Annotated in this window: 23 protein-coding genes; 19 read left to right on the forward strand and 4 right to left on the reverse strand. The window is 64.5% G+C overall.

From position 1 onward, the window contains the following. Window positions 1-175: 175 nt before the first annotated feature. On the reverse strand, window positions 176-1,291 hold the full coding sequence (asd, locus tag A0W70_RS03320) for an aspartate-semialdehyde dehydrogenase (RefSeq protein WP_067560543.1): 1,116 nt from the start codon (window positions 1,289-1,291) through the stop codon (window positions 176-178). A 546-nt stretch (window positions 1,292-1,837) separates the two neighbouring features. On the opposite strand from asd, the gene A0W70_RS03325 reads away from it, so the two are divergent. The 12 genes from A0W70_RS03325 (at window position 1,838) to A0W70_RS03375 (ending at window position 14,183) form a co-directional block, all read left to right on the forward strand. Then, complete coding sequence (locus A0W70_RS03325) at window positions 1,838-3,322, forward strand: glycosyltransferase family 2 protein (protein WP_217495376.1); 1,485 nt, start codon at window positions 1,838-1,840, stop codon at window positions 3,320-3,322. Continuing rightward, the gene (locus A0W70_RS03330; RefSeq protein ID WP_139150686.1) at window positions 3,319-4,248 is read left to right on the forward strand and encodes a hypothetical protein; all 930 of its coding nucleotides are present in this window, start codon (window positions 3,319-3,321) and stop codon (window positions 4,246-4,248) included. Before A0W70_RS03325 ends, A0W70_RS03330 begins: the two co-directional genes overlap by 4 nt. Window positions 4,249-4,542: 294 nt before the next feature. After that, window positions 4,543-4,974, forward strand: a complete 432-nt coding sequence (locus tag A0W70_RS03335; protein ID WP_070988298.1) for a DUF4112 domain-containing protein — start codon at window positions 4,543-4,545, stop codon at window positions 4,972-4,974. Window positions 4,975-5,253: 279 nt separating this feature from the next. Next, window positions 5,254-7,050 (forward strand): 3'-5' exonuclease, encoded by a 1,797-nt coding sequence (locus A0W70_RS03340; protein ID WP_067560741.1) that lies wholly within the window; start codon window positions 5,254-5,256, stop codon window positions 7,048-7,050. 231 nt (window positions 7,051-7,281) lie between these two features. Further along, window positions 7,282-7,818 carry a hypothetical protein gene (locus A0W70_RS03345; protein ID WP_139150687.1) on the forward strand — a complete coding sequence of 179 codons (537 nt, stop codon included), beginning with the start codon at window positions 7,282-7,284 and terminating at the stop codon, window positions 7,816-7,818. A 237-nt stretch (window positions 7,819-8,055) separates the two neighbouring features. Beyond that, window positions 8,056-8,613, forward strand: coding sequence for an outer membrane beta-barrel protein (locus tag A0W70_RS03350; protein ID WP_067560549.1), 558 nt, complete (start codon window positions 8,056-8,058; stop codon window positions 8,611-8,613). Window positions 8,614-8,914: 301 nt separating this feature from the next. Then, the gene (locus tag A0W70_RS17120; protein WP_245675801.1) at window positions 8,915-9,109 is read left to right on the forward strand and encodes an NERD domain-containing protein; all 195 of its coding nucleotides are present in this window, start codon (window positions 8,915-8,917) and stop codon (window positions 9,107-9,109) included. 322 nt (window positions 9,110-9,431) lie between these two features. Further along, a complete protein-coding gene (locus tag A0W70_RS03355) occupies window positions 9,432-10,040 on the forward strand; it encodes a nucleotidyltransferase domain-containing protein (protein ID WP_067560553.1) in 609 nt (202 codons plus the stop codon). Beyond that, window positions 10,015-10,440: a hypothetical protein gene (locus A0W70_RS03360; protein WP_067560555.1), complete on the forward strand. Its 426-nt coding sequence runs from the start codon at window positions 10,015-10,017 to the stop codon at window positions 10,438-10,440. The genes A0W70_RS03355 and A0W70_RS03360 overlap by 26 nt, the downstream gene beginning before the upstream one ends. A 97-nt stretch (window positions 10,441-10,537) precedes the next feature. Further along, window positions 10,538-10,792: a DUF6429 family protein gene (locus A0W70_RS03365; RefSeq protein WP_067560743.1), complete on the forward strand. Its 255-nt coding sequence runs from the start codon at window positions 10,538-10,540 to the stop codon at window positions 10,790-10,792. 168 nt (window positions 10,793-10,960) lie between these two features. Beyond that, complete coding sequence (locus A0W70_RS03370) at window positions 10,961-11,632, forward strand: ABC transporter ATP-binding protein (protein ID WP_245675802.1); 672 nt, start codon at window positions 10,961-10,963, stop codon at window positions 11,630-11,632. Continuing rightward, window positions 11,622-14,183, forward strand: a complete 2,562-nt coding sequence (locus A0W70_RS03375) for an ABC transporter permease (protein WP_067560745.1) — start codon at window positions 11,622-11,624, stop codon at window positions 14,181-14,183. Before A0W70_RS03370 ends, A0W70_RS03375 begins: the two co-directional genes overlap by 11 nt. Before the next feature lie 398 nt (window positions 14,184-14,581). Here the strand turns inward: A0W70_RS03375 and A0W70_RS03380 are convergent, their stop codons facing one another. After that, window positions 14,582-15,478, reverse strand: coding sequence for a homocysteine S-methyltransferase family protein (locus A0W70_RS03380; RefSeq protein WP_067560559.1), 897 nt, complete (start codon window positions 15,476-15,478; stop codon window positions 14,582-14,584). A 379-nt stretch (window positions 15,479-15,857) separates the two neighbouring features. Between A0W70_RS03380 and A0W70_RS03385 the strand changes: the two genes are divergently transcribed. The 6 genes from A0W70_RS03385 (at window position 15,858) to A0W70_RS03410 (ending at window position 20,803) form a co-directional block, all read left to right on the forward strand. Beyond that, a complete protein-coding gene (locus tag A0W70_RS03385) occupies window positions 15,858-16,979 on the forward strand; it encodes an Ig-like domain-containing protein (RefSeq protein WP_175443058.1) in 1,122 nt (373 codons plus the stop codon). Further along, the gene (locus A0W70_RS03390; protein WP_070988300.1) at window positions 16,912-17,565 is read left to right on the forward strand and encodes an Lcl C-terminal domain-containing protein; all 654 of its coding nucleotides are present in this window, start codon (window positions 16,912-16,914) and stop codon (window positions 17,563-17,565) included. Before A0W70_RS03385 ends, A0W70_RS03390 begins: the two co-directional genes overlap by 68 nt. 286 nt (window positions 17,566-17,851) lie before the next feature. Beyond that, a complete protein-coding gene (locus tag A0W70_RS03395) occupies window positions 17,852-18,412 on the forward strand; it encodes an Lcl C-terminal domain-containing protein (RefSeq protein WP_067560565.1) in 561 nt (186 codons plus the stop codon). A gap of 78 nt (window positions 18,413-18,490) precedes the next feature. Continuing rightward, entirely contained in the window at window positions 18,491-19,279 is a 789-nt protein-coding gene (locus tag A0W70_RS03400; protein ID WP_067560567.1) for a phosphatase PAP2 family protein, read from the forward strand. Window positions 19,280-19,421: 142 nt separating this feature from the next. Next, window positions 19,422-20,294 (forward strand): DUF1295 domain-containing protein, encoded by an 873-nt coding sequence (locus A0W70_RS03405; protein WP_067560569.1) that lies wholly within the window; start codon window positions 19,422-19,424, stop codon window positions 20,292-20,294. Continuing rightward, entirely contained in the window at window positions 20,294-20,803 is a 510-nt protein-coding gene (locus A0W70_RS03410; RefSeq protein ID WP_067560571.1) for a DedA family protein, read from the forward strand. Before A0W70_RS03405 ends, A0W70_RS03410 begins: the two co-directional genes overlap by 1 nt. A 52-nt stretch (window positions 20,804-20,855) precedes the next feature. On the opposite strand, the gene A0W70_RS03415 is transcribed toward A0W70_RS03410, so the two are convergent. Continuing rightward, a complete protein-coding gene (locus A0W70_RS03415; protein WP_217495377.1) occupies window positions 20,856-21,248 on the reverse strand; it encodes a hypothetical protein in 393 nt (130 codons plus the stop codon). Between the two features lie 157 nt (window positions 21,249-21,405). After that, window positions 21,406-22,080: a peroxiredoxin-like family protein gene (locus A0W70_RS03420; RefSeq protein WP_067560575.1), complete on the reverse strand. Its 675-nt coding sequence runs from the start codon at window positions 22,078-22,080 to the stop codon at window positions 21,406-21,408. A 219-nt stretch (window positions 22,081-22,299) separates the two neighbouring features. On the opposite strand from A0W70_RS03420, the gene A0W70_RS03425 reads away from it, so the two are divergent. Further along, window positions 22,300-22,857 (forward strand): carboxymuconolactone decarboxylase family protein, encoded by a 558-nt coding sequence (locus A0W70_RS03425; protein ID WP_067560577.1) that lies wholly within the window; start codon window positions 22,300-22,302, stop codon window positions 22,855-22,857. Window positions 22,858-22,906: the final 49 nt, after the last annotated feature.

Here is a 22,906-nt window from a genome sequence, read left to right on the forward strand (position 1 = left end):
TGTGGCCCAAGAATTGTACGAAGGTGGGGCGAACCGGATGTCGATGGAAAGAAGTGATGAGGGACGGGTTCCGGGGACGGTATACCGAACTCCGGGATATTCGGGGTTCGAGTATGAACTCCTAGGGCCCGGCACGGCGTGCCGGGATTCGCGCCGATGTCCACGGCGACCACGCTCACGCATGCTCCCGAAGGATACGCAGCATACGCCGTAGAGGCTCGGCCGCGCCCCACAGGAGCTGGTCGCCGACGGTGAACGCGGCCAGGTATTCGGGGCCCATGCTGAGCTTGCGGAGGCGTCCGATGGGCACGCTCAGCGTACCCGTGACCTTGGCCGGCGTCAGTTCGCGGACGGTGGATTCCTTGTCGTTCGGGATGACCTTCACCCACTCGTTGCCGTTTGCGAGGAGCGCTTCGATGTCCGCGAGCGGCACGTCCTTGCGCAGCTTGATCGTCAGGCCCTGGCTGTGGCTCCGCATCGCGCCGATGCGCACGCAGATGCCGTCGATCGGCACGGGGTTCTCCGCGCGTCCCAGGATCTTGTTGGCCTCGGCCTGCGCTTTCCATTCCTCGCGGCTCTGGCCGGAATCCATGGGGCGGTCGATGTAGGGGATCAGGGAGCCGCCGAGCGGCACCTGGAACTGTTCCGCCGGGTAGTCGCTCGAGCGCATCGCCTCACTGATCCGGCGGTCGATGTCCAGGATCGCGGAGGCCGGATCCTCGAGCTGGTCCGCGACGCTGCCGTACAGGTAGCCCATCTGGCCGAGGAGCTCGCGCATGTGCTTCGCGCCCGAACCGGAAGCCGCCTGGTAGGTCATCGGCGAGATCCACTCCACCAGGTCCTGCTCCAGCAGCGCACCCATCCCCATCAGCATCAGGCTGACGGTGCAATTGCCGCCGATGAAATCCTTGTGACCGTTGTCGAGCGCCTGGTCGATCACCTGGCGGTTGACCGGGTCGAGCACGATGACACTGCTCGACTCCATGCGCAGCGTGGACGCCGCGTCGATCCAGTAGCCGTCCCAGCCGCTGTCGCGCAGATCCCGGTAGACGGCCTGGGTGTAGTCGCCGCCCTGGCAGGTGACGATCGCGTCCAGGCCCTTGAGCGCCTCGATGTCGTGCGCGTCCTGCAGCGCCGGGGCGTCCTTGCCGACATCCGGCGCCGCGCCGCCGACCTGGGAAGTGGAGAAGAACACCGGCTCGATGTCGGCGAAATCCCCTTCCTCCTGCATGCGCTGCATGAGCACCGAGCCGACCATGCCGCGCCAGCCTATGAGTCCTACTCGCTTCATCGTCCAACCCCCGGATGTCTTGCCATGAACAAGGGTCGGCCGGCCGCCTTGTTCTCCATGTAAGTCAGTATCGGCGCGGTTCCCGCGCTGATCAAGGAACCGATATTCGGGCTCGGAGTAAGAACTCCCGGTCGAGCGAACAGCCCGGACCGGAGCCGCGATGTGAGCGGCGTCAGGGAGGGGCGAGGCGGCTGCCTCAATGGCGCCAGTCCGGGCACGCGGCGCTGGCGCAAAACGGGGGTCGTTGGATTTCCCACACTTGAATCCCCGTGTGTTGCAAGTCCGGCAGCTGAAAAGGCTTTTTGTCCTGTTCGTCCCTCCGCGTTGTCCGCCAGTGCGCCGGCCACAGACCGGTATCGCCAGTAGTACGGCCGTATGCCCACAGGAGGTGACCTGGCCCGTTTGTTGCTCACGCATAACGGCCCTGTCCCCGAGCGCGCATCGCTGGTGAGTCTGCCGAAGTCCCGCGGTGATTCCATGATGTGCGATTGCCTTCGTGAACGGGCTGCCTTCCCGTTTTTCCGAACAACCTGAAGAAGATCAGCCATGGTGCCCACGGGTAATCGCCAGCGCAGTGAAAGTGATACGGCCCTGTATGAACCGGGAGTAGTCGCTCGCCGCTCCATTGGCGGCATGGTCACGCCCCCTCCCATCGTCACCGTCGATCGGCCGCTCCCGGAACGCGGGCGGGCCCGCTACAGGGCGGGTTCCCGACGCCGGTATGTGCCCGTGCGCATGAAGCTGGCCGGTTCACTCCTGTTCGCCGCAGGCTGGGTGGGCGGTAGTTCGTGGCTGGCGCAGCCGTGGATTGCGGACCTCGCGGCGATCACGGGGCCCATCCTCGCCTGGGCGGTCGTAGCGGGGATCGCGCTGATACCGGGCTTAGCCAACGCGTTCGTGATCGCCAGCCTGATCATCGACCGGCGCCCGGTATATCCCGATGTGGCGGTGCCTTCGCGCGCGGTGACCATTCTGGTCGCCGCCTACAACGAGGCCGACTACATCGCGGACACGGTGCGCAGCGTCTTCGCCCAGCAATACGAGCCGGGCCGCGAGCTGATCGTCATCGACGACGGCTCGACGGACGCGACCGCCGCCGTCGTCCAGGATCTGATCGATCACGGTGTCGCGCCGGCGGGCGATCAGCTGCGGCTCATCCGTCAGGCCGAAAACGGTGGCAAGGCGGCCGCGCTGAATGCCGGGCTGGCCGCCGCCCGTTACGACCTGATCGTCACCCTCGATGGCGATACCTGGCTCCACCGGGATGCGCTGCGCAATCTCGTGCTCAACCACGAGGGCAGCCCGTCGAATACCGCGGCCACCGCCGGTACCGTGCTGGTACGCAACTCGCGCGCGAATCGCCTGACCCGGCTGCAGGAGTGGGATTACTTCATGGGGATTGCCTCGGTCAAGCGCGTGCAGTCGCTGTACCAGGGGACGTTGGTCGCGCAGGGCGCGTTCTCGGCCTACGAACGATCGGTGCTGCGCGAGGTGGGTGGCTGGCAGGAGGTGGTCGGCGAGGACATTGTCCTGACCTGGGACATCATCGATCGGGACTACCGTGTCGGCTACGCGGATGACGCCATTGCCTTCACCCGGGTGCCCGAGACCATGGGCCGCTACTTCCGTCAGCGCAAGCGCTGGTCGCGCGGGCTGATCGAGGCGTTCCGTCGTTTCCCCCGGGTGTTCTTCCGTCCCCGGCTGAATCTTCCGTTCGTCTATCTGAACTTCACTTACCCCTACCTGGATCTTATCTACATGACGGTGTTCGTACCGGGCGTGCTGGCCGCGGTGTTCTTCGGGATGTACGCCATCGCGGGGATCATGACGCTGGTGCTGGTGCCGCTCGCGCTGCTGATGAGCCTGGTGATGTATGTCAGGCAGTTGAAGGCCTTCCGGGCCCGTGGACTGCGTGTGCGGCGCAACCTGCTGGGCTTTGCCGGTTATCTGCTCGCCTACCAGGCGATCCTGTCGCCGGCGAGTCTCGCGGGGTATTTCGCTGAGTTGCTCGGCCGGAGGAAGAACTGGTGAACAGACTCCCGCCATTGCTCGTCCTGCTGCTTGCCCTGGCGCCCTGGCCGGCCGGTGCGGAGCGGCTGCGCAGCACGACCGAGCTCGAGGTGAGCGATGACTCGGACGACATCCGCCAGACCCGCTTCACCACGGGGCTGATGCGCCCGCTCGGTGAGTCCGGGCAACACCGGGGCGGCATCGCGGTCGGTTACGATCGGCTCTCCGAGCCGGGCGACGACCACACCTTCGGTCGCGCCCGCCTCGATTACGAAGGCCGGTACGGCGCCCGCACTGGCGTTGATGTGTCGGTCGCGGCGCTCTCCGGAGAAGAGTGGTCACCGGTCACCGGTTCGGCCCTGGTGCGCCATGATTTCCAGGGACCGGTCTATGTCGAGGCCAGCGCCGGGCGCAGCTACGTCGACACCATCGCTGCCATCGAACGCGAGATCGATGTCGACAGCGCCAGTCTTTCCGTCGACCTCGGCGCGTTCGCCGGCTGGACGCTGGTGGGCGCGCATACGGTCCAGAGCTTCGGTGACGGCAACAACCGGGGCGTGACCGTCGGGCGTCTGATCTACGATGTGCCGCAGTGGGGGCCCCTGCTGATCGAGGGGCGTGCTCGAACGGTGCGCACCGACTTCGACGCGCCCGAGTACTTCAGCCCGGAGCGCGTGGATGAATATCTGGGGATCGTGACCTGGCGGCGCCCCGTTCTCGACGATCGCTGGTTCATCGCCCTGAAGATCGGGGCCGGAAGCCAGTCGATCAACCAGGGGCCGGGCGAGGACCTCTACCTGGCCGAAGCCGAATGGCGCGGCTGGTTCTCGGACCACTGGGGTCTGGAGGCGAGCGCTGGATGCCGCAACACGGGCGATTTCAGCGCCAGCGCGGCCGACGACTACCGGTTCTGCCTGGGCCGGATCGCACTGCTGCGCTCCTGGTAGAGGCGGCGCGCCGGCATCGGGGGCGATCGGATCGAATGCAGCGGATCACGTTTCGTCCGCTCCGCCGCCCCCGTCCCCAGCCGTCGTCTCGATCATGTGCCGGAATTCCGCGGGACAGTCACCGGATAATCGATCGCCCCGTGTTCCAGGGAACGTTGCCTCGGTCGTCGGGATTTTCGGGGTCAAAGTAAAAACCCAAATCTCCCTCAGATGCAGTGATACCGGCTCTCGTGCGCGATACACTGCTCCGTTGTTTTGCTCGATAGCGAGGCGGCGCCTCGCCGGACGTCATTGATGGCCGATCGCTCGAACGGGCCTCCGCGGCCGCCACACGATGTCGCCGGTGAGGCCGCGAACGCCGATGCGCGGCAGCGCGCCCTGCGCCGCCTGGATCGCCTTGCGCACGTCCTCGATACCTGCATCCCCGTGCCCTTGCTCCGAACCCGGATCGGGCTCGACGGCCTCATCGGCCTGGTGCCCGGGATCGGGGATGCGGCCACCGGCATTCTCTCGCTATATCCCGTTGTCGAGGCTTGGCGGCTCGGGCTCCCGGTCACGACAATCCTGCGTATGCTCGGCAACGTGGGCGTGGATACGGTCATCGGTGCGATCCCGCTGGCGGGGGACCTGTTCGATTTCGCCTACAAGGCAAACCGCCGCAATGTCGATCTGCTGCGCCAGGCGTTGCGGGCCCGGGGAGTCGATGAGTCCGCGCCCGGTGGCTGACGGCGATCGATATTCGGGGTCGGACTCAGAATTCCTCGGTGGCAGGAATATCGCGACCGCGATCCAATGACGCTCCGGGACGTAGCGTTCGTCGGGGCCCGCGACTCCATTTGCCGGTAATCGGGAATGTTCCGGTTGGTTGTGGACGGTTCGTGGCGGGATATGGCGGTGCGACAAATGTGTTGCGGCCAGTCGTAGTTCCGCGGCAGTATTGCCCACGGTTCAAGGAGTGTAACCGTGGCGACCCTGATTCCCTCCATCAATACCTGCCTCCGGCGGATGACCTCGGGTGAGCGCCGATTCGGGCGTCGGCTCGAGAGCCATCTCGAGAACGACTACCTCTGCTGGTACGACGTGCCGGTCGGGCCGAAGCGCCAGCACCCCGATTTCGTCGTTCTTCATCCCTCGCGGGGCCTGCTCATCCTCGAGGTGAAGGACTGGAAGATCGACCACATCCAGCGGATCGATCGCCAGTCCGCCACGGTGCTCACCACGGACGGCGCCAAGGAACTGGTCAATCCGCTGGAACAGGCCCGACAGTACGCGCACGCGGTGATCCGCCCAATGGAGCGCGACCCGGCGCTGGTCCACCCCGAAGGGCACCGCTACGCAGGCCGGCTTCTTATGCCTTTCGGCTACGGCGTGGTGCTGTCGCGGATCACGCGCCGTCAGTTCGACACGAGTGATCTCGGCGAGGTGCTCCCGCCGGACCGCGTCATCTGCCAGGACGAGATGACCGAGTCGGAGGACATGGAGGTATTCCAGACCCGCCTATGGAACATGTTCACCATCTATTTCGATCACCGGCTCGATCTGCCGCAGATCGACCGGATCCGGTGGCACCTGTTCCCGGAAGTGCGCATCAGCCAAGGCAGTCTGTTCGAGTCCGACGACGTCGAGCCGGAGTCCGAGGACGTATTGCCGGACATCCTGCGGGTGATGGACCTGCAGCAGGAACAGCTCGCGCGCAGCCTCGGTGAAGGGCATCGGGTCATCCACGGTGCCGCCGGCGCCGGCAAGACGCTGATTCTCGTCTACCGCTGTCTGCATCTCGCGCAGATGCTGCGCAAGCCGATCCTCGTGCTCTGCTACAACCGAACCTTGGCGCGTCGAATCCAGACGCTGCTGGTGGAGAAAGGCATTCACGAAGAACGGGTCCACGTGCGCGGGTTCCACAGTTGGTGCCACAGCCAACTGCGGACATACAACGTGGGCATGCCGCGGCGAGCCCGTAAGCGCGATAAGTTCTACGACGAGATGGTCCAGCGCGTGATCGACGGGGTCGAGCGCGAGGAGATTCCCGGCGGGCAATACGGCGCCGTGCTGGTGGACGAGGGGCATGACTTCCAGCCGCACTGGCTGAAGCTGGTCGTGCAGATGGTGGATCCGCAGACGCGCTCGCTGCTGGTGCTATACGACGACGCGCAGTCGATCTACCGGCGCGGCGATGCCTTCAGCTTCTCCAGTGTCGGCATCCAGGCCCGCGGCCGCACCACGATCCTGCGAATCAATTACCGCAACACGCAGGAGATCCTCGACCTCGCCAGCAAGTTCGCCCGCGACCTCCTGACCGCCGAGCAGGCGGACGAGGACGGCATCCCGCTCGTCGTTCCGGAAACGGCCGGGCGCGTCGGCGCCCAACCGCAGCTGGTCGAGCTGCCGGACTGGCGCGAGGAGCTATCGTATATGGCCCGGCATCTGCAGCAACTGCACGATTCGGGCATCCCGTGGCGCGAGATGGCTGTGCTCTATCGCCGGAACAAGAGCGCCGACGCCATCGCGAGTGCGCTCGACGAAGCGGCCATACCCCACGAAGCGCTCGCGAGCCGCCGCAAGCGCTCGGCGTTCGATGCCAACACGGAGACGGTCAAGGTGCTCACCATGCACTCAAGCAAAGGCCTTGAATTCCGGGCCGTCGCGATACCCGGCATCAACCGCATGCCCCTTAAGGATGAGGACCCGACGGAGGAAGCACGCGTGCTCTATGTCGGCATGACCCGCGCGATGGATCATCTGCTCATTACCGGGCACGACAAGGGCGGCTTTCTGGATCAGATCCGAAGCGCCGTGGCGTGACCCATTAAGTCAGGTTCCCGGGGCAGTACCCGAATGATCGGTCGCTCAATCTTCCAGGGCGCCTCGCTGCGGTTGTTGTCCCCACACTGATAATTCATGCACATCCTACGGTGACTCGCTCGCACGCTGCGGGGGAATAGCCACGGCTCGTCTCTGGTAGATACGCAACCGCACAGTTCATCTTATGCGGCCATTCAATAACTTAAGACCATGACTTTTCGGGAGTGAGGCGTGAGCGAATCGGGAAGAACGCCAGGCGTACAGGATTCAGGGAAAGAACACCCCGTTAATAGCGATGAGCGCGACCGCGCGGTCCCCGATCTGGAGGTAGATTCCAGTGTGGATGGAAACCCTGACCGAAGCCGGCAACGGAGTCCGTCGACATTGAGAGAGTTCGGCGGCGGGCAGTGGCTCCTACTGTGGTTCTTCATCACCCTTGGTGTGACCTGCGGCAACCTGCTTTCGAATGCCATAACCTCGGCTGCCGTCGCCTATCAGCTGCAAGTGGCCATGTCAGAAGTGACGGAAAGCTTCAAAGAGACCTCTGCCGAGGCCCGACAGGAAGCGCAGGCGGCAGCCGAACGCAGACAGGCGGAGCAGCGGGAGCGGCGCCGGGAAAGCGACCGGGGCCAGAGCCTCGCGCGACAGTGCCAGGATTGGCGCGCCGCACATGAAGATATGGATACTTACACGACAAGGACAAAAATGAATGAGTACTGCGGGGCCTACCGCGAGTACATCCGAACCGGCCGCGTATCACGGGAGTAGACGCACGCCATAAAAGGTTTCGGGTATCTGCAGCACCTGCCATTGGACGCCGTCCGGAGATTCGGAATCGGGCAGTTCCGGACACGTGATACTGAACAACCGCCGACGAGATCGGTATACCGTCCCCGGAACTGCCGTTGCGGGTCTCTTTTTCCTGATATTCACCCGCGGATTTGCTTGCCGTCTGAAGGTGCAACATATAGAGTGCGCGCGCCATCCGCCCACCAAGGACAGACCATGACCCGATTCACGCCACTACTTCTCGCCGGCATCCTGTCGATGCCGTCGGTTGCCGCCGCCCAATCCTCGGATGACTTTGACAGCAACGGATACTTCGGCATTGGTGCACTGTCTTGGACATATGATGAGGACAACTTCCCCGAAGCATCTGGCACAGGGGTGCAGTTCCGTGTCGGCGGCCAAGCCGCGAAACATCTCGACATCGAAGCACGCTTTGCGACTGGTGGATCGGATACCGTAACGGTTAACACATTTGGCGGGCCGGTGGATGTCGATGTCGAACTCGACAATGCGCTCTCGTTTTTCCTCAAGCCGCATACCGGCGGACAGCAGGTGCGCGGCTACGGGTTGCTCGGCTTCACGACTGGCGAACTGACGGCCAGCGCCGGCAACTTTTCCCAAACGGCCGACGACAGCGGCTTCTCTTACGGTCTCGGAGGCGAAGTGAAACTCGGCGACAGTCCGGTTTGGCTGAGCGTCGAGTATGTGAATTACCTTAGCGAGGATGACTACACCGTCGACGGTGTATCCGCCGGGCTTCGCTTCACTTTCTAGCCTTACGCCGACTCTTCATCATTCGCCCCGTATGGTTCGCCCTGCGGGGTGTCCTCCAGGGAGTTCTGGGGGGCCGAAGGCGGTATACCGATCTCGAAAAGCGTTGCTGGAGTTCGGGGTCGCGGTGTGCGGGATCGGAGTAACAACTCGGCGAATACTTCCGCTCAGCGGCGATTTTCTGATCCGACTGGGATGACCGCAGGGGCGTGAGCTCCGGGGCTTCGAGTCTCGAATGCCACAAATGCGTTGCGGGCAGGCATCACCCAACCGCACTATTGCCCACGGTTCAAGGCGTGTGGTCGTGGCGACCCTGATCCCTTCCCTCAATAACTTCCTCCGGCGGATGACCTCGGGCGAGCGCCGGTTCGGGCGGCGGCTCGAGAGTCATCTGGAGAACGATTATCTCTGCTGGTACGACGTCGCGGTCGGACCGAAGCGCCAGCACCCCGATTTCGTCGTTCTCCATCCCTCGCGGGCCTGCTCATCCTCGAGGTGAAGGACTGGAAGCTGGACCACATCCAGCGGATCGATCGGCAGTCCGCGACCGTGCTCACGACGGACGGCGCCAAGGAACTGACGAATCCGCTGGAGTAGGCCCCGGGTCAAGGGTCAGGTCTTGCAATGAAGTCAGGTCTTGCAATGAAGCACGAGTAACCGGGGCATCTCAGATCAGGGTTTTGCCGGTGATCGGCTCAACCCTATTCCAATCCAGAGATCCCGGTAGCAGACAGTGCCGCGGTCTGTTGACGGGAGCCCAGTTTGGGTATTCAATTACCCAAAATGGGTTTAACGCAATGAAACCAACTCGTCGACAGCCTATGCAGCCGACGCCCAGCGGCCTCGCCAATGCCCTGTTCCCGGGCACGCGCAGCAAGGTGCTCGGCCTGGTGTTCGGGCAGCCGGATCGCGCTTACTCGCTCGGCGAGTTGATCGAGCTCGCCGACGCCGGATCCGGTGCGGTCCAGCGCGAGGTGCAACGCCTCGCCGGCAGTGGCCTCCTGGCGGTCGAGACTGTTGGCCGTCAGAAGCTGTACCGCGCAAACCGGGCGGCACCGGTTTTCGATGAACTCTGTTCGCTGGTGGCGAAAACCATGGGGCCCGGGCCGCGACTGGCCAGTGCCATCGCGGCCGCGGGTGACGAGATCACGCTGGCCCTACTCTACGGGTCGGTCGCCCGCGGGACGGATCGGGCCGACAGCGACATCGACCTGTTGCTGGTCTCGGATCGGTTGTCACTCGAGGACGTGTTCGCCTTGCTGGCACCGGTCGAAGAGGAACTCGGCCGCAGGATCAGTCCGACCGTTTATACTTCGGAGGAATTCGAGCGACGACTGCGCGAGGGCAACCCGTTTCTCAAGCGGGTGCTCGCAGGGAAGCACATCTTGCTGAAGGGAGACAGGGATGCCGTCGAGTTCCCCGCTGGATAATCTTGTACGAATCGGGCAGCTCAAACCCGAACCGCCGGATCGCGAGGAGTTCGCCGGGTTGCTGCGCTCGGGTCGACTTCGACTCGAGGACGCCGCCACCCGGGATTTGAGCATCGAGAGCCGATTCGATCTCGCCTACAACGCCGCCCATGCGCTGTCCCTCGCGGCACTGCGGTGGCATGGCTACCGGTCAGAAAACCGGTACCAGGTTTTTCAGTGTCTGCAGCACACGCTCGAACTGCCACCGGAAAACTGGCGCGTACTCGACCAGGCGCACCGCAAGCGCAACCTGGCTGAGTATGAGGGCCTGCTCGATGTCGAGGAGGCACTCGTGGACGGGATGGTTCGCGCCGGCCGAATCGTCCTCGATCGGCTCAAAAAGCTGCCGCCGATTTCCTGAAGAAAATCAGGGGGCGGCCGAATAAAGATACCGTTGACGACCGGGGGTAAGCCGCGGATTTTGGGGCTGGGTCCGACTACCTGCTCCTGGAGGCATGATGACCGGTGAGCCCGACCTTGACGAAGATCGCCTTGCCGAGGCCGCGCTGGCCCTGATGTCGCTGACGCTGCACGATGGTGATCGCGTGTGGAAACAGTACCCGTGGAGTCTGACGGATCGCCTGTTCGATCTCGGCTATATCACCGATCCGAAGAGCAAGGCCAAATCGGTGCAACTCACGCCGGAGGGAAAGGTCCAGGCCGAGCGCGTGCTGCGCGAGCGGTTCGGGCGCGGCGGCGGGTCAGACGGATGAAGCAAAGTGGATGATCAGGCTCCGGGATCTCGGGGGTCAGGGAACTCGGGGGCAGAGTAACGACCTCGCTGTGACCGGGTGTGCGGAGCTTTCACTGTGCCCCTGATCTTTTGAACCGCCTCCGCGCAATGCGCGTGCCCCCGGTAATTCATGGACAAGGGAAACGATGTGTCGACCAGCATTCGGATCAGTGATCTCCAGCTCAACTACCCCACGGAATCCGGTGAGATCGAGGTACTGAAAAGCGCGTCCCTGGAGATTCCGCCGGGCGACACCCTCGCGATCACGGGCCCGTCCGGCAGTGGTAAAACGTCTCTCCTGCTTCTCTTATCGGGGCTGCAACGACCCACCAGCGGTGAGATTCATGTCGGGGACCGGCGGCTCGGGGATATGGATGCCGACGCCCTGGCCGACTGGCGCAGCGAGCACCTCGGCATCGTGTTCCAGTCGTTCCACCTGCTTCCCGGGCTCACGGCACTGGGCAATGTGAGCCTGCCGCTGGAGATTGCCGGGCGATCCGGCGCCCGGGAACAAGCGAAGGCGATGCTCGAAGCCGTTGGCTTGGGGCCCCGGCTGCACCACTACCCGGCACAGCTCTCGGGCGGGGAACAGCAGCGCGTAGCGATTACCCGCGCGATGGTGCATCAACCCAGTTTGCTGTTGGGCGATGAGCCGACCGGCAATCTCGACAGGGACACGGGCGAGAAAGTGCTATCCCTGTTGTTCGAACTCCATCAGGAAAGCCGATCCACGCTGGTGATGGTGACTCACGACGAGCGGGTGGCGGATCGCTGCCAGCATCGGGTGCGCATGGATGGCGGTCGACTCCATGTCGACTGATACCCGCGCGATGTGGATGCTCCGCTTCGCGGTCTCAGACCTTCGCTCCCGCATCTCGGCGCTGAAGATCTTTCTGGCTTGCCTGATCCTGGGCGTCACCCTCGTGGCGGCCACGGCGAGCCTGTATCGCGTCATCGAGCAAAGCCTGCTGGCGGACACCCGCGCGATCCTGGGCGGCGACGTGGAACTGGACACCAGTGAACCCCTGCCGGATGAGGTCAAGCGCTGGATTCAGCGGGACGGCACGCTTTCGCTCGTCCGTGAGGTCGAAACCGTCGTCCGCAGTGAAAGTGCCGATGGGTTCTTCCGCGCGGAAATCCTGTTGCCGGACGCCAATTACCCGCTGTATGGGGAGCTCCGGTTACAGCCCGATCGAACCCTGGCCGCGCTGACTGCCAGGCACGATGGCCAGTGGGGCGCCGTCATCGACCCGCTTCTGGCGGAGCGCCTCGGACAGACCGTCGGCGACGAACTGCAGATCGGTGCCGCCACATTCCGTATCACCGGTCTGATCCAGAGTCAGCCGGACCGGCGACTCAATGCCAACTGGCGTGGCCTGCCCGTGATGATCTCCCAAAAGGGGGTCGACGCCGCAGAGCTGATACGGCCCGGCAGCCGGGTCGACTACGAATATCGCATCCAGACCGACCGCAATCTCGAGACCTGGCTGCAGGCGTTCGAAGAAGCCTTTCCCGATCAACGGTGGGACATCACCACGTTTGCCGAACGCAGCGAGCGTATCGCGGAACGCCTGGACCAGATCGCTACCGCGTTGATCCTGATCGCATTCACCACTTTGTTCATTGGCGGTCTGGGCGTCGCCAACAGCATTCACGCGTACCTCGAGGAAAAACTGGCTACCATTGCCACCCTTCAGACCCTGGGATTGCGACATCGTCCGCTGGTGGGCATCTATCTGCTGCAGGTGGGGATGCTGGGAACCGTGGCGGGCGTGATCGGTGGGGGGCTTGGTCTCGGGCTTGCGGCCATTGCCATCAGCGTCGCGGGCAATGCGTTCGCCTTCGTGGATACGGATGGATCCGCGTCCTGGATTTCATTGTGGCTGCTGCCGCTGTTCTTGAGTTGGTTGTTCGCGGTTCTGACCGCTTACGTCTTTGCCCTGCCGGCCCTCGCACGCGCACTCGCGGCATCACCGGCCGGACTGTTCCGCGGGCAGGTCGAGGCGGCCGGCCATCAACCCCGAACATGGCGGATCGCGAGTTACCTGCTTCTCGGCCTCTACATCGGTGCCTTGCTTTCATGGCTGCCCTCGCCGCTCATCGGCTTTCTGTTTCTCCTTGCGGTCATCGTGCTGTGGGGGCTGCTGGAAGGCATCATCAAGGCGCTCAGACTCGCCGCGAAACGCCTCGAGAACAGTGGCCTGGCGGAGCGCCATTTCGCGCTCCGGCTTGCACTGGCCAACCTGCACCGACCGGATTCCCCGCTGCGTGTAATGCTGCTGTCGCTTGGCACGGCGCTCACACTGGTCGTGGCCTGCACGCTGATTGTCGCGACGCTCCTGCGAGCACTGGAAACCACCATCCCGGAGCAGGCGCCCGCGCTGATTCTGTATGACGTGTTCCCGAACCAGATGGACACGGTCCGGTCCGGACTCCGGGACCTGGACGGCGAGAGCATGACCGAGCTTCTTCCGCTGGTCCGTTCACGACTCACCCGGATCAACGGCCAATCCATTGCCGACGTGCTGGCGGATGACCCCGGCGCGCGACGCGAGGCGATGGGGGACGAATACAAACTCAGTTACCTGCAGAACAATCCGGAGGGGCTGGAACTGGTGCAGGGCAGCTGGTGGGACACCCCCGCGGCCGACCACAAGCCCGTATTCATGGCCATGGAGGACCGGGAGGCCAATGAGTTGGGCCTTGCCGTCGGTGATCGGGTGCAATTCAACGCCCAGGACCAGTTGGTTGACGCCGAGATCCGTGCCATCTATCGGCAAAAGGGCCTGCAAACGCGCTTCTGGTTTGAAGGCATTATGCAGAAGGGCGCACTGGACGGGATGATCAACCGCTACGTGGGCGCGGTGTACCAGACGGACAGCGCCGCCAAAGACAGTCAGCGCTGGCTCGCCCGGAATGTATCCAACGTCATCACCCTGCGTACTGCCGACTGGCTCGAAACTGCAGGCAACCTGCTGAACAAGGCGGCCGCGGGCCTCGCCGCCGTTGCCACGGTCAGCCTGCTGGCAAGCCTCCTGGTGCTGTCCAGCGTGGTCAGTGTCAGCCGCCGTCGCCAACTCTACGAGGCCAATCTGTTGCATTGCCTCGGCGCTCGCCACCGCGCGATCGCGCAGTCGATGCTCCTGGAAACCGGACTGCTGACCGTTCTGGCAACGCTCTTCGCCACCGGCCTCGGGGCGCTGATCGCCCTGCCCGTAGCCCAACTCGCGCTGAAGCTCCCGGCCGCCGGCCTCTGGTGGCTTGGCGCCCTGGTCGCCGCCGCCGTCAGCGCGCTCGCACTGGTCGGCGGTCTGCTTCCCACCCTGAAAGCCCTGCGATTGAACCCGGCCCTCCTGTTGCGTGAGGCTTGAAACGGCGGCATTCGGGTCGGAGTAAGGAATCGGTGGGTGCCGTCAGGCAATAGGCAGGTTGTGACTCTGACTCCGGATTTCTTGGGGAACCTCTGATTATCGGGAGTCCTGTAGGTCGGGCTTACAGCCCGACACTCGCAAGCCCCTGATCTGTCGGGCTATAAGCCCGACCTACATTGTTCCGCAATGCTCTGGCCGGTTTTGATCATAGCTTCCTTAGTATAGAAATGATCCCGTTAATCGGGCTTGCGAGACTGCCCGCCCAGCCGGCAACAGGTCTCGGCAAAGGTGATGACAAGTCTGTCGAGGCTTCAGGTCCAGTCCCGCCCACTGTGGCGGGGCTTTGTTTTTTTGGGGTTAAGACCGGACAACGTGCATCCCGCGTATCGGACAGGCTCTTAGACCAGGTCGTGCCCGGCCGCCCGGAGGCGCCGGGCCAGTTCGGCGATATGGTCGGGACCGACCTCGCAGCAGCCGCCGACGATGGTCGCGCCCTGATCGACCCAGCCCATTGCGAAATCGGCATAGGCCGCAGGATCAAGATCGGTGCGGGCTTCCAGCGCATCGACGGTCGGCGCATCCTTCAGATAGCCCTCGGCGATGTGGGTGAAACCGTTGGCGTAGGCGCCGAACGGCCGGCCGAAGCCTTTGATGATCTCCAGCGCCGCGCTCACCGCCTCGGGGCGCGAGCAGTTGACCAGCACGGCCTCTGGGGCGAACCGCTCCACCAGCGGCGCCAGATCGTCGACCGGCTCACCCGAGCGCAGGCGGGTACCGTCGTCATCATCCACCGTTACCGCCAGCCAGACCGGCAGGCCCTGTCCCGTCGCCGCGCGCAGCGCGCCCTCGCATTGATCGACCGAGGACATCGTCTCGATCAGCAACAGATCGGCCCGATCGCCGATCAGCCGCACGGGTTCGGCATAGAGCTGCGCGGCTTCGTCGGGCGGCGGGCAGATATCCGGCCGATAAGATGCGAAGAGCGGCCCCAGCGACGCCGCGACCCGGCCCGCCCCGTGCGCGTCGCGTGCCGCCCGGGCCGAGTCCAGTGCCGTGTCGGTCAGCGCTTCCAGCTGCGCCTCCATGCCCGCGCGCCGCAGCCGGTCGCGCAGCACGGCATAGGTGTTTGTGGTGGCCACCGTCGCGCCGGCCGCGAAATAGGCGTCATGCACCGTGCGCACCAGTTCGCGGCGGTCGATCATCACCTGCGTGGACCACAGTGGTGTCGGCCTGTCGCCGGCTCGCTTGACGAGTTCCTGTCCGATTGAGCCGTCGAGCAGCGTGATAGCGGTCATGGCCGGTCCTTGTCGCGGTGGGAGAATCGGGGGCAGACCACGAATAGTGGCGAATCTTCAACGGTTGGATGCCCAGAGATTCGTGGTCCGTGTGCGTCATGTTGCGGGTGCCGATCAGCCTGTGGCAAGACGCAACGGCTACGGCGCCCGCGGGTCGCGCAGCTGCTTGGTGGAAAACAGGGACATAACCGGATTCCAGTCTCGCCCGTCGATCCAGGGCGTCGGAAACACCGCCAATGGCCCCGAAATAAGCCGAAAATTCCTAAATGCCCCAGAAAGTCCCTTTGCTCGCGGTACTGGCCCCGTTATTGCAATGAAAATACGGCAGGTACGAGGCTGCGCCTGGCGCGACCGCAGAGACGACACGGGGAGGGAAAGAATGCGAAAGACACAAGGGTGGTGCATCCGGGGGCTGGCGCTGGTGGCGCTACTCGGCGTGTGGAGCGGTGTGGCGGTGGCTGCGACCCCCGTGGCGTACGATCAGACGGTCGATTTCTTCGAGGGCGCGGAAATCGCGCTTTGTGGCACGGACGCCGATGACGATCCGCTGACGTATACGATCGAGTCGAACCCCGCGAATGGGTTCCTGACCGGTACAGCGCCATCCCTCACCTACGAGCCCGATGGCGGTTTCGCCGGCAGTGACAGTTTCACCTTCTCTGTCGACGATGGGACGACGGTTTCCAATACGGCGACCGTGACCATCACCGGGGGTGGTGGCGACGTCACCAGCGGTGCCTGCAGCGGTGGCGGCGGCGGTGGCAACGCGGCCCCGGTCGCCGTCGGTGATTCCGTCAGCGTGAACGAGGATACGTCAGTGGTGATTACGCTGAGCGCCTCTGACCCGGACATTGGTGATTCACTGACCTACAGCGTCACGAGTGCCCCGACCGATGGCACGCTCTCGGGTACCGAACAGACCCTCACGTATACCCCGGATGCCGATTTCAACGGCAGCGACGAATTCACCTTCGTCGCCAACGACGGCACGGTCGATTCCAACGAGGCCACGGTGAGCATTACCGTCAACCCGGTCAACGACCCGCCCCAGGCGATTGCACAGACCGTGGTGGGCCAGGCGAATACGCCGCTGGATATCACGCTCACCGCCACGAATGTGGATGACGACATGCTCTCGTTCACCGTCCTGACCAACCCAAACCATGGCACGCTCAACGGCGCCCCCGACGGGGAGTACACCTATACGCCTGACACCGACTTCACCGGCGCAGACAGCTTCCTCTTCAAAGTGTCCGACTTTTCGGGGGGGGGGCGAGAGCGAAGCGACACTGGATATCACCATCGAAGCCGCGCCCGTGTCCGGGTCCGCGATCATCAACGACACCGGCATCGCCGAGTGCGGCGGCATCGGCTCCAGCGGAGTCTCCTGCGCCGATGCTGGCGCTACCATCGATACGCCGGGGGTGCACCCCGTGAGCGGGGCCACCGTGCCCGCCGGCCAGGATGCGCTCTATGGCCGCGACGCCTACGCGAACGATGACAGCGATGGGGTCGCCGGTTTCAGCTTCACCAAGCTCGACGACAACGGCGACCCGCTGGCGGACCAGACCGTGGCCTACGGTACCGAGCCGGGGCAGGCCGTCTGGGCGTGCGTGCGGGACAACGTCACCGGCCTGATCTGGGAGGTCAAGACGAACAGCGGGCTGCAGGACACTGACAGCCGTTACACCTGGTATGACAGCGATGGCGGGCAGGGCGGCGACCCGGTCGGCGTGTCCGACGGCGGCACCTGTTCCGGCGCATCGGGCTGTGATACCGAGAGGTTCGTCGCCGACGTCAATGGGAACGCCTTGTGCGGTGCAACCGACTGGCGTCTACCAACCCTGGATGAACTGATCGGCATCGTGCACTTCGGAACGCCCGACACGTTCTTTACGGTCGACATCGACACGGGCTACTTCCCGAACGCCTCAGCCGCCGAGTACTGGTCGTCGTCGCGCTCAGCAGTGAGCGGACCATCGGATGCATGGTTGGTCGATTTCGGCATCGAGAACGAGCCGTTCAAGACGTACCCCGTCGACTCGAGTAAGCCCAGGGCAGTGCGTCTGGTCCGGGATGGCCCTTGAGAAGCCTCCGACCAAGTCCAGGCAGTGTGTCGAGGAAGTGTGTCGACAACGGTGCAGGGGCTGCGGCGCCGATCCGCTCCCGGCGGATCGGTCAGCCCGACCGATCAGAAGCTTGCGAGTGTCGGGCTGTAAGAAAAGCCCGACCTGGAAGGGCTCCCGATAACCAGAAGTTCTTTGACTGAAACTTCGTGACCATCGGTGCGTTGGAGCCTGCGGCGCGCCTGCCATGGTGAAACAGATACCCCGAGGCGGCGGACGTCGCCCCGCGAGCGGAAGGAGAGGCAGGATGAATGCGAGAACGCTGGGCGTGGTAATGGTGTTGTTCGTCAGCGGTTGCGGTAGCGATGACGAGGCGTCATCGGTCAGCAATGAGTGTGTGCTGGAGGCATCCCGCGAGCGCACGAAGGGAGACGACTACTACGTCGTCGAGGCGGGCTCGCCCGTTCTTGCGACCGACCCGCAGACCGGCCTGACCTGGGCGAGATGCTCGCTTGGGCAAAGCAATACAGGCACGTCCTGTGGTGGCACTGGCACGATCGTTCGCCATACCTGGTCACAGGCCCTCGGCGCGGCGCGCACCGCCAATCAGAAAGCCTTTGAAGGCCATACGGACTGGCGCTTGCCCAATGTGAAGGAGCTTTCCAGCCTCGTGGATACCGCCTGCGCGAACGTCACCATGAATACGGAGATATTCCCGGGCGTAACCCGCAGCGAGTACTGGTCTTCCTCACCCAACGTGGATCGACCCAGCGACGCGTGGGCTGTCGATTTCGCAACCGGACGGGTGAGGTCCGCTGGGAAGACTACCAAGAGTTTCCCGGTCCGGTTGGTCCGTGGAGGCGACTGAGCGCCCTTCGGGGTGGCGGCAGGGCCGGCACCGCCCCGCAGGACGCGAACCCTGCGCCGCGCAGGACGGTGGAGGCCGATGAGGTTTTCCGGCCTGGCGGAGAGCCTCCCGGATGACGTTGACCCGCCGCTGGCGAGCGACTTCGCCGGCGCGCCCGCTCGGGCGGAGCGGGGCGCAGTGGTGCTGCTGCTCGGCCTCTTCTTCGGGGTCGGGTACCTGTGGGCGGGCAGCGGCCACTCGGCGGCCGATGTATGGTTCGGCGGGATCTGGCTCGATGCGCTGATCCCGCTGGTGCCGCCCTTCATCGTCTTCTACATGCTCGGCTACGTCTTCGTGCTGTCGCCGGTCTTCGTCCTGCGTAGGCGCCAGGAGTTCGAGGCGGGGGTCGTCGTGTTCGCCGGCATGCTCGGCCTCGCCTTCCTCGTGTTCCATTTCTTTCCGGTGTTCATGCACAAACCGCTCGCGATGGGCGACGATTTCCTGTCCACCCTGACGCGCTACCAGCAGCGGACGGATGTCGTCGTCAACAACCTGCCGAGCCTGCACGTGGCCTTGAACGTCTTCGCCTGGCTGGTGCTGTTTTGCCGTGCACGCAGGACCGCGCTCTGGTTGCTGCCGGTGGTCCTGTGCATCGTGGCGTCGACCCTGTTGGTCAAGCAGCATCTGGTGCTGGATGTCCTCGGCGGTGCGGTGTGGGCCGGAGCCGGCTTTCTGGCCTGGCGGCGGTTGCGCCACCACTCCGGTACACGGATGCTGTACGCGTCGACCCTGGTCTTGCTCGTCATCCTCCTGGTCGCCCGTCTGGCGGGGCTTCCCGACGGCCCTCGGGAATTGCTCCGTTCGCTGGCAACGGTGACAGCCGCCTGATACGGCGTCCCGCTGGGCGTCGCATCAACGTTCCCCCGTCGCGACTCCAACCCCGGGTTCCCTGCGAATTCCCTGGACGTGGCAACAGCGTCGCGCCAGGCTCACGAATACGGTCAACCGACCCATCTAACGGGAGCGCCCTTTGCGGAACAGCGTAGCCTTTCTTGTCAGTGTGATCGCGACCCTGCTCGGGCTGGGACTCGCCGTGGTGGTGGACGATGGCGCGTACAGTGTCGCCGGTCTGCCCCTGTTGGCGGCGTTGGCCCTGTTCGGCTTTGCGGTGCAGTGGCTCGTGTTCGTGCCGTCGTATCTGCGCCAGACCGAGCATTACTACGACCTCACCGGCGCACTGACCTACGCCAGCGTGATCCTGCTGGCGGCCGGCTTCAGCGGTCCGGATGCGCGCGGGTGGGTAATCACGATGCTGGTTCTGATCTGGTGCGGCCGTCTGGGCAGTTTCCTGTTTCTGCGCGTCAAACGCGCCGGCAAGGATGGTCGCTTTGACACCCTCAAGCCCTACTGGCCCCGCTTCTTCATGGCCTGGACCCTCCAGGGGCTCTGGGTCTTCATGACGCTGCTGGCTGCATTGATCGCGGTGACCAGCCCGGGATCCTCGGGTTGGGATGCGTGGGCTACGCTGGGGCTGTTGATCTGGGCGGGCGGCTTTGCCATCGAGGCCATCGCGGATCGCCAGAAGAGTGCCTTCAAGGCCAATCCGGCCAACCAGGGGCACTTCATCCAGCACGGGCTGTGGGCGTGGTCGCGCCATCCGAATTACTTCGGTGAGATCGTGCTGTGGACGGGGATCGCTCTGATGGCGACGCCGGCGATGAGCGGATGGCAATGGCTGGGCTGGCTGTCGCCGGTGTTTGTCTGCTGGCTGCTGATGAAAGTCAGCGGCATTCCGATGCTGGAGCAGCGGGCCGATGAGAAATGGGGTGGCCAGGCCGACTACGAGGCCTACAAGGCGGCCACTCCGGTGTTGTTGCTCCGGCCGCCGCGGCGCAGCGCCTGATGATCGACTCCATACTCGCGTGGGCCAGTGAGCATCGCGAGCAGGCAGTCTTCCTGGTGCCGCTGCTGGCCTTCATGGAGACCTGCGTCGGCGTGGGCCTGTTCGTCCCCGCCATGCTGCTGGTCGTCGTCACTTCGGTCTTCTACGCCAATGACTGGGCGAATCTCTGGATCATGGCGTCCATGGCGATGGTGGGCTCGTCGCTGGGCGATCACGTGGGCTTTTACGCGGGCCGCGCGATCGGCCATCGCATTCATGGCTGGCGCATCATCCAGCGCAACGCGAAACGCTGGGAACGCACGGAGACAATGGTGCGGCGGTACGGCGTTTTCGCCATCTTCATCGGGCGTTTCATCCCGGCCATCCGCAGCCTCGTCCCCGCCATGATGGGAGTCACCGAATTCGAGCGCGCGCGCTATACCGTGTTCGACGTGGCCGCATGCAGCCTCTGGGCACTGGGGCTCGTTGCCATCGTGCAGGGCGCGTACAGGCTGTTCCTGCCTTCCTGATCCACCTGTACCGCGACGCCCGGCGTTCCCGATTTGATATTCGGGTTCGGGATTACGGCAGCTCCACCGTGGACTCGCGGCCGCCATAGCCGTGCACCGAGTCGCGCGCCCGGATGCGTACGCGCGAGATCCCTGCCGGTATTTCGACGCCGCCCAGCGAGCGCGTGAACGGCTGCTCATTCTCGTGCGGGTGGTGCAGCACGCGCGTATCGAGCACCTCGCCGTCGGGCGTGAGCACTTCCCAGCGGTCGGCGTAATGATCCCAGCCCTCGTCGTCGTGGCGCACCGTTGCCGAGAAGCGATAGGTCCGGTCGCCCTCCGGCTCCACGCTGACGTCGACCACATCGGCCTTGCCGGCGTAGCCGCCAGTCGACAGCGCGACGAGAGCGAGGCCGACGAGCGCCGTGATCGGCCATTTTCGGAGCATGCTATCCGTCTTTCTCATCAATCCGTCCCGCTTCAATATTGCCGGCGAACAGCTTACATCCGCCGGCCGATTTCGAGCAGAAAAACGTCGGAGCACGGGGTTCGCTCCGGGTCGCCGAGGATCCCGCACGGCGCGGCCAGCAAGGCGGTTGCGCGTCGTGCGCGAGCGCCACGCTTCACGTCTCTGCCTGGCCGTTCCGCTTCGCGATCAGGGTCTCAACGGCGGCGACGACCGCTTCCGGTTCCGCCCGTTCGGTGTAATCGTCATTCACATACGCCCAGTGAATGACGCCATTCGGGGCGATCACGTAGGTCGCCGGCACCGGCAGGCGCCAGGTGCCATCGGCGTTGAGGCGGTCCAGCGGTGCGTCGAGGCGGCGCTGGGCCGTGCGCGCAGCCGAGGACAGCTCGAAGGTCAGACCGTAGGCCCCTGCGACTCCGTGGTCCGCATCGGTCAGCACGGCAAACGGTGGATCCCAGTCGGTTCCGGAGGCAGCAGCCCGGTCAGCGGCCTCGGGCGAGATCGCGATGAGCGCTGCGCCCGCGTCGTGGAGTGCGCCGGCCTGCTCCGCCCACGCCCGCAGTTCCAGACTGCAGAACGGGCACCACCCGCCGCGGTAGAAACTGAGCACAACGGGGCCGGACTCCAGCCACCGTGACAGGCGTACCGAACCGCCCCGCACGTCGGGGCGCTCGAAGTCGGGTGCCCGCGTGCCTGGACCGAGCGCCCGCCCCGCCGGGTGCGACGCTGCGAGGTCCTCCAGACCGCTGCCGATCAGTTCGACCGTCTCCGCGTCCGTCTGCGCGAGGAAACGTTCTTTCGTGGCACGCGTATGCTCGCTGAGAATCATCGCACTGTACTCATCGGGGTCGTTGCTGTAAGTGACAGCAAGTCCGGCAATACGTTCCCTGCCGATGGAGCCTGGCGTTGTCGCGGCGGCGCCCGCCAGCACCGTGGTCCGTCAGCGTGCGCGCGACGCCCGCCGACCACGTACGTAGAGATACGGATCAACGGAGGTGCCCGAGCCCTTCATGCTGTTGGCCCGTATCCAGTACAGGAGCCGCTCGCCATGAGCTACCTGCCATCCGCGCCGGACACCACGCTGGTTGACCGCTTCCGGCACCTGCCCACGCTTGCCGCGCCGTTGCATGAGTTCGCGCAGCAGCTGATGCGTGGGCCGTCCCCTTTCAGCGCTCTGCAACGCGAACGTATCGCCGCGTATGTCTCGGACCAGAATGGCTGCGCCTTCTGTCGGGATAGTCACAACGAGGTCATAGTCCATCTGGGTGGCGCGCCGGAACCACGGCCGGACTCCGTCGATGATGATCCGCTGACGCCGGTACTCACATTCGTCAGTGCACTGAACCGGGAACCGGAGAATATTGGCCAGGCGGACGTCGACAGCGTCCTGGCCGCCGGCTGGGACGAGGATGCACTGGAACATGCCGTGCTGGTCTGCGGTTTCTTCAATCTCATGAACCGCTGGGTCGACGGCCTGGGGATCCCGAGCGACCCGGAGACCGTAAAGATGGGCGGGCGCATGTTGTACATGAAGGGATACCAGGCCGTAATCGATATGTGTACCGATCGAGGTGATCGCCAATCGCAGGCGGGCCAGGTCCCGTAGCATATCCTCTGATCGCGTATGCATTCCGCTTCAGCGCCGGTTGCACCGG

Source organism: Halofilum ochraceum (assembly GCF_001614315.2).
Taxonomy (GTDB): domain Bacteria; phylum Pseudomonadota; class Gammaproteobacteria; order XJ16; family Halofilaceae; genus Halofilum; species Halofilum ochraceum.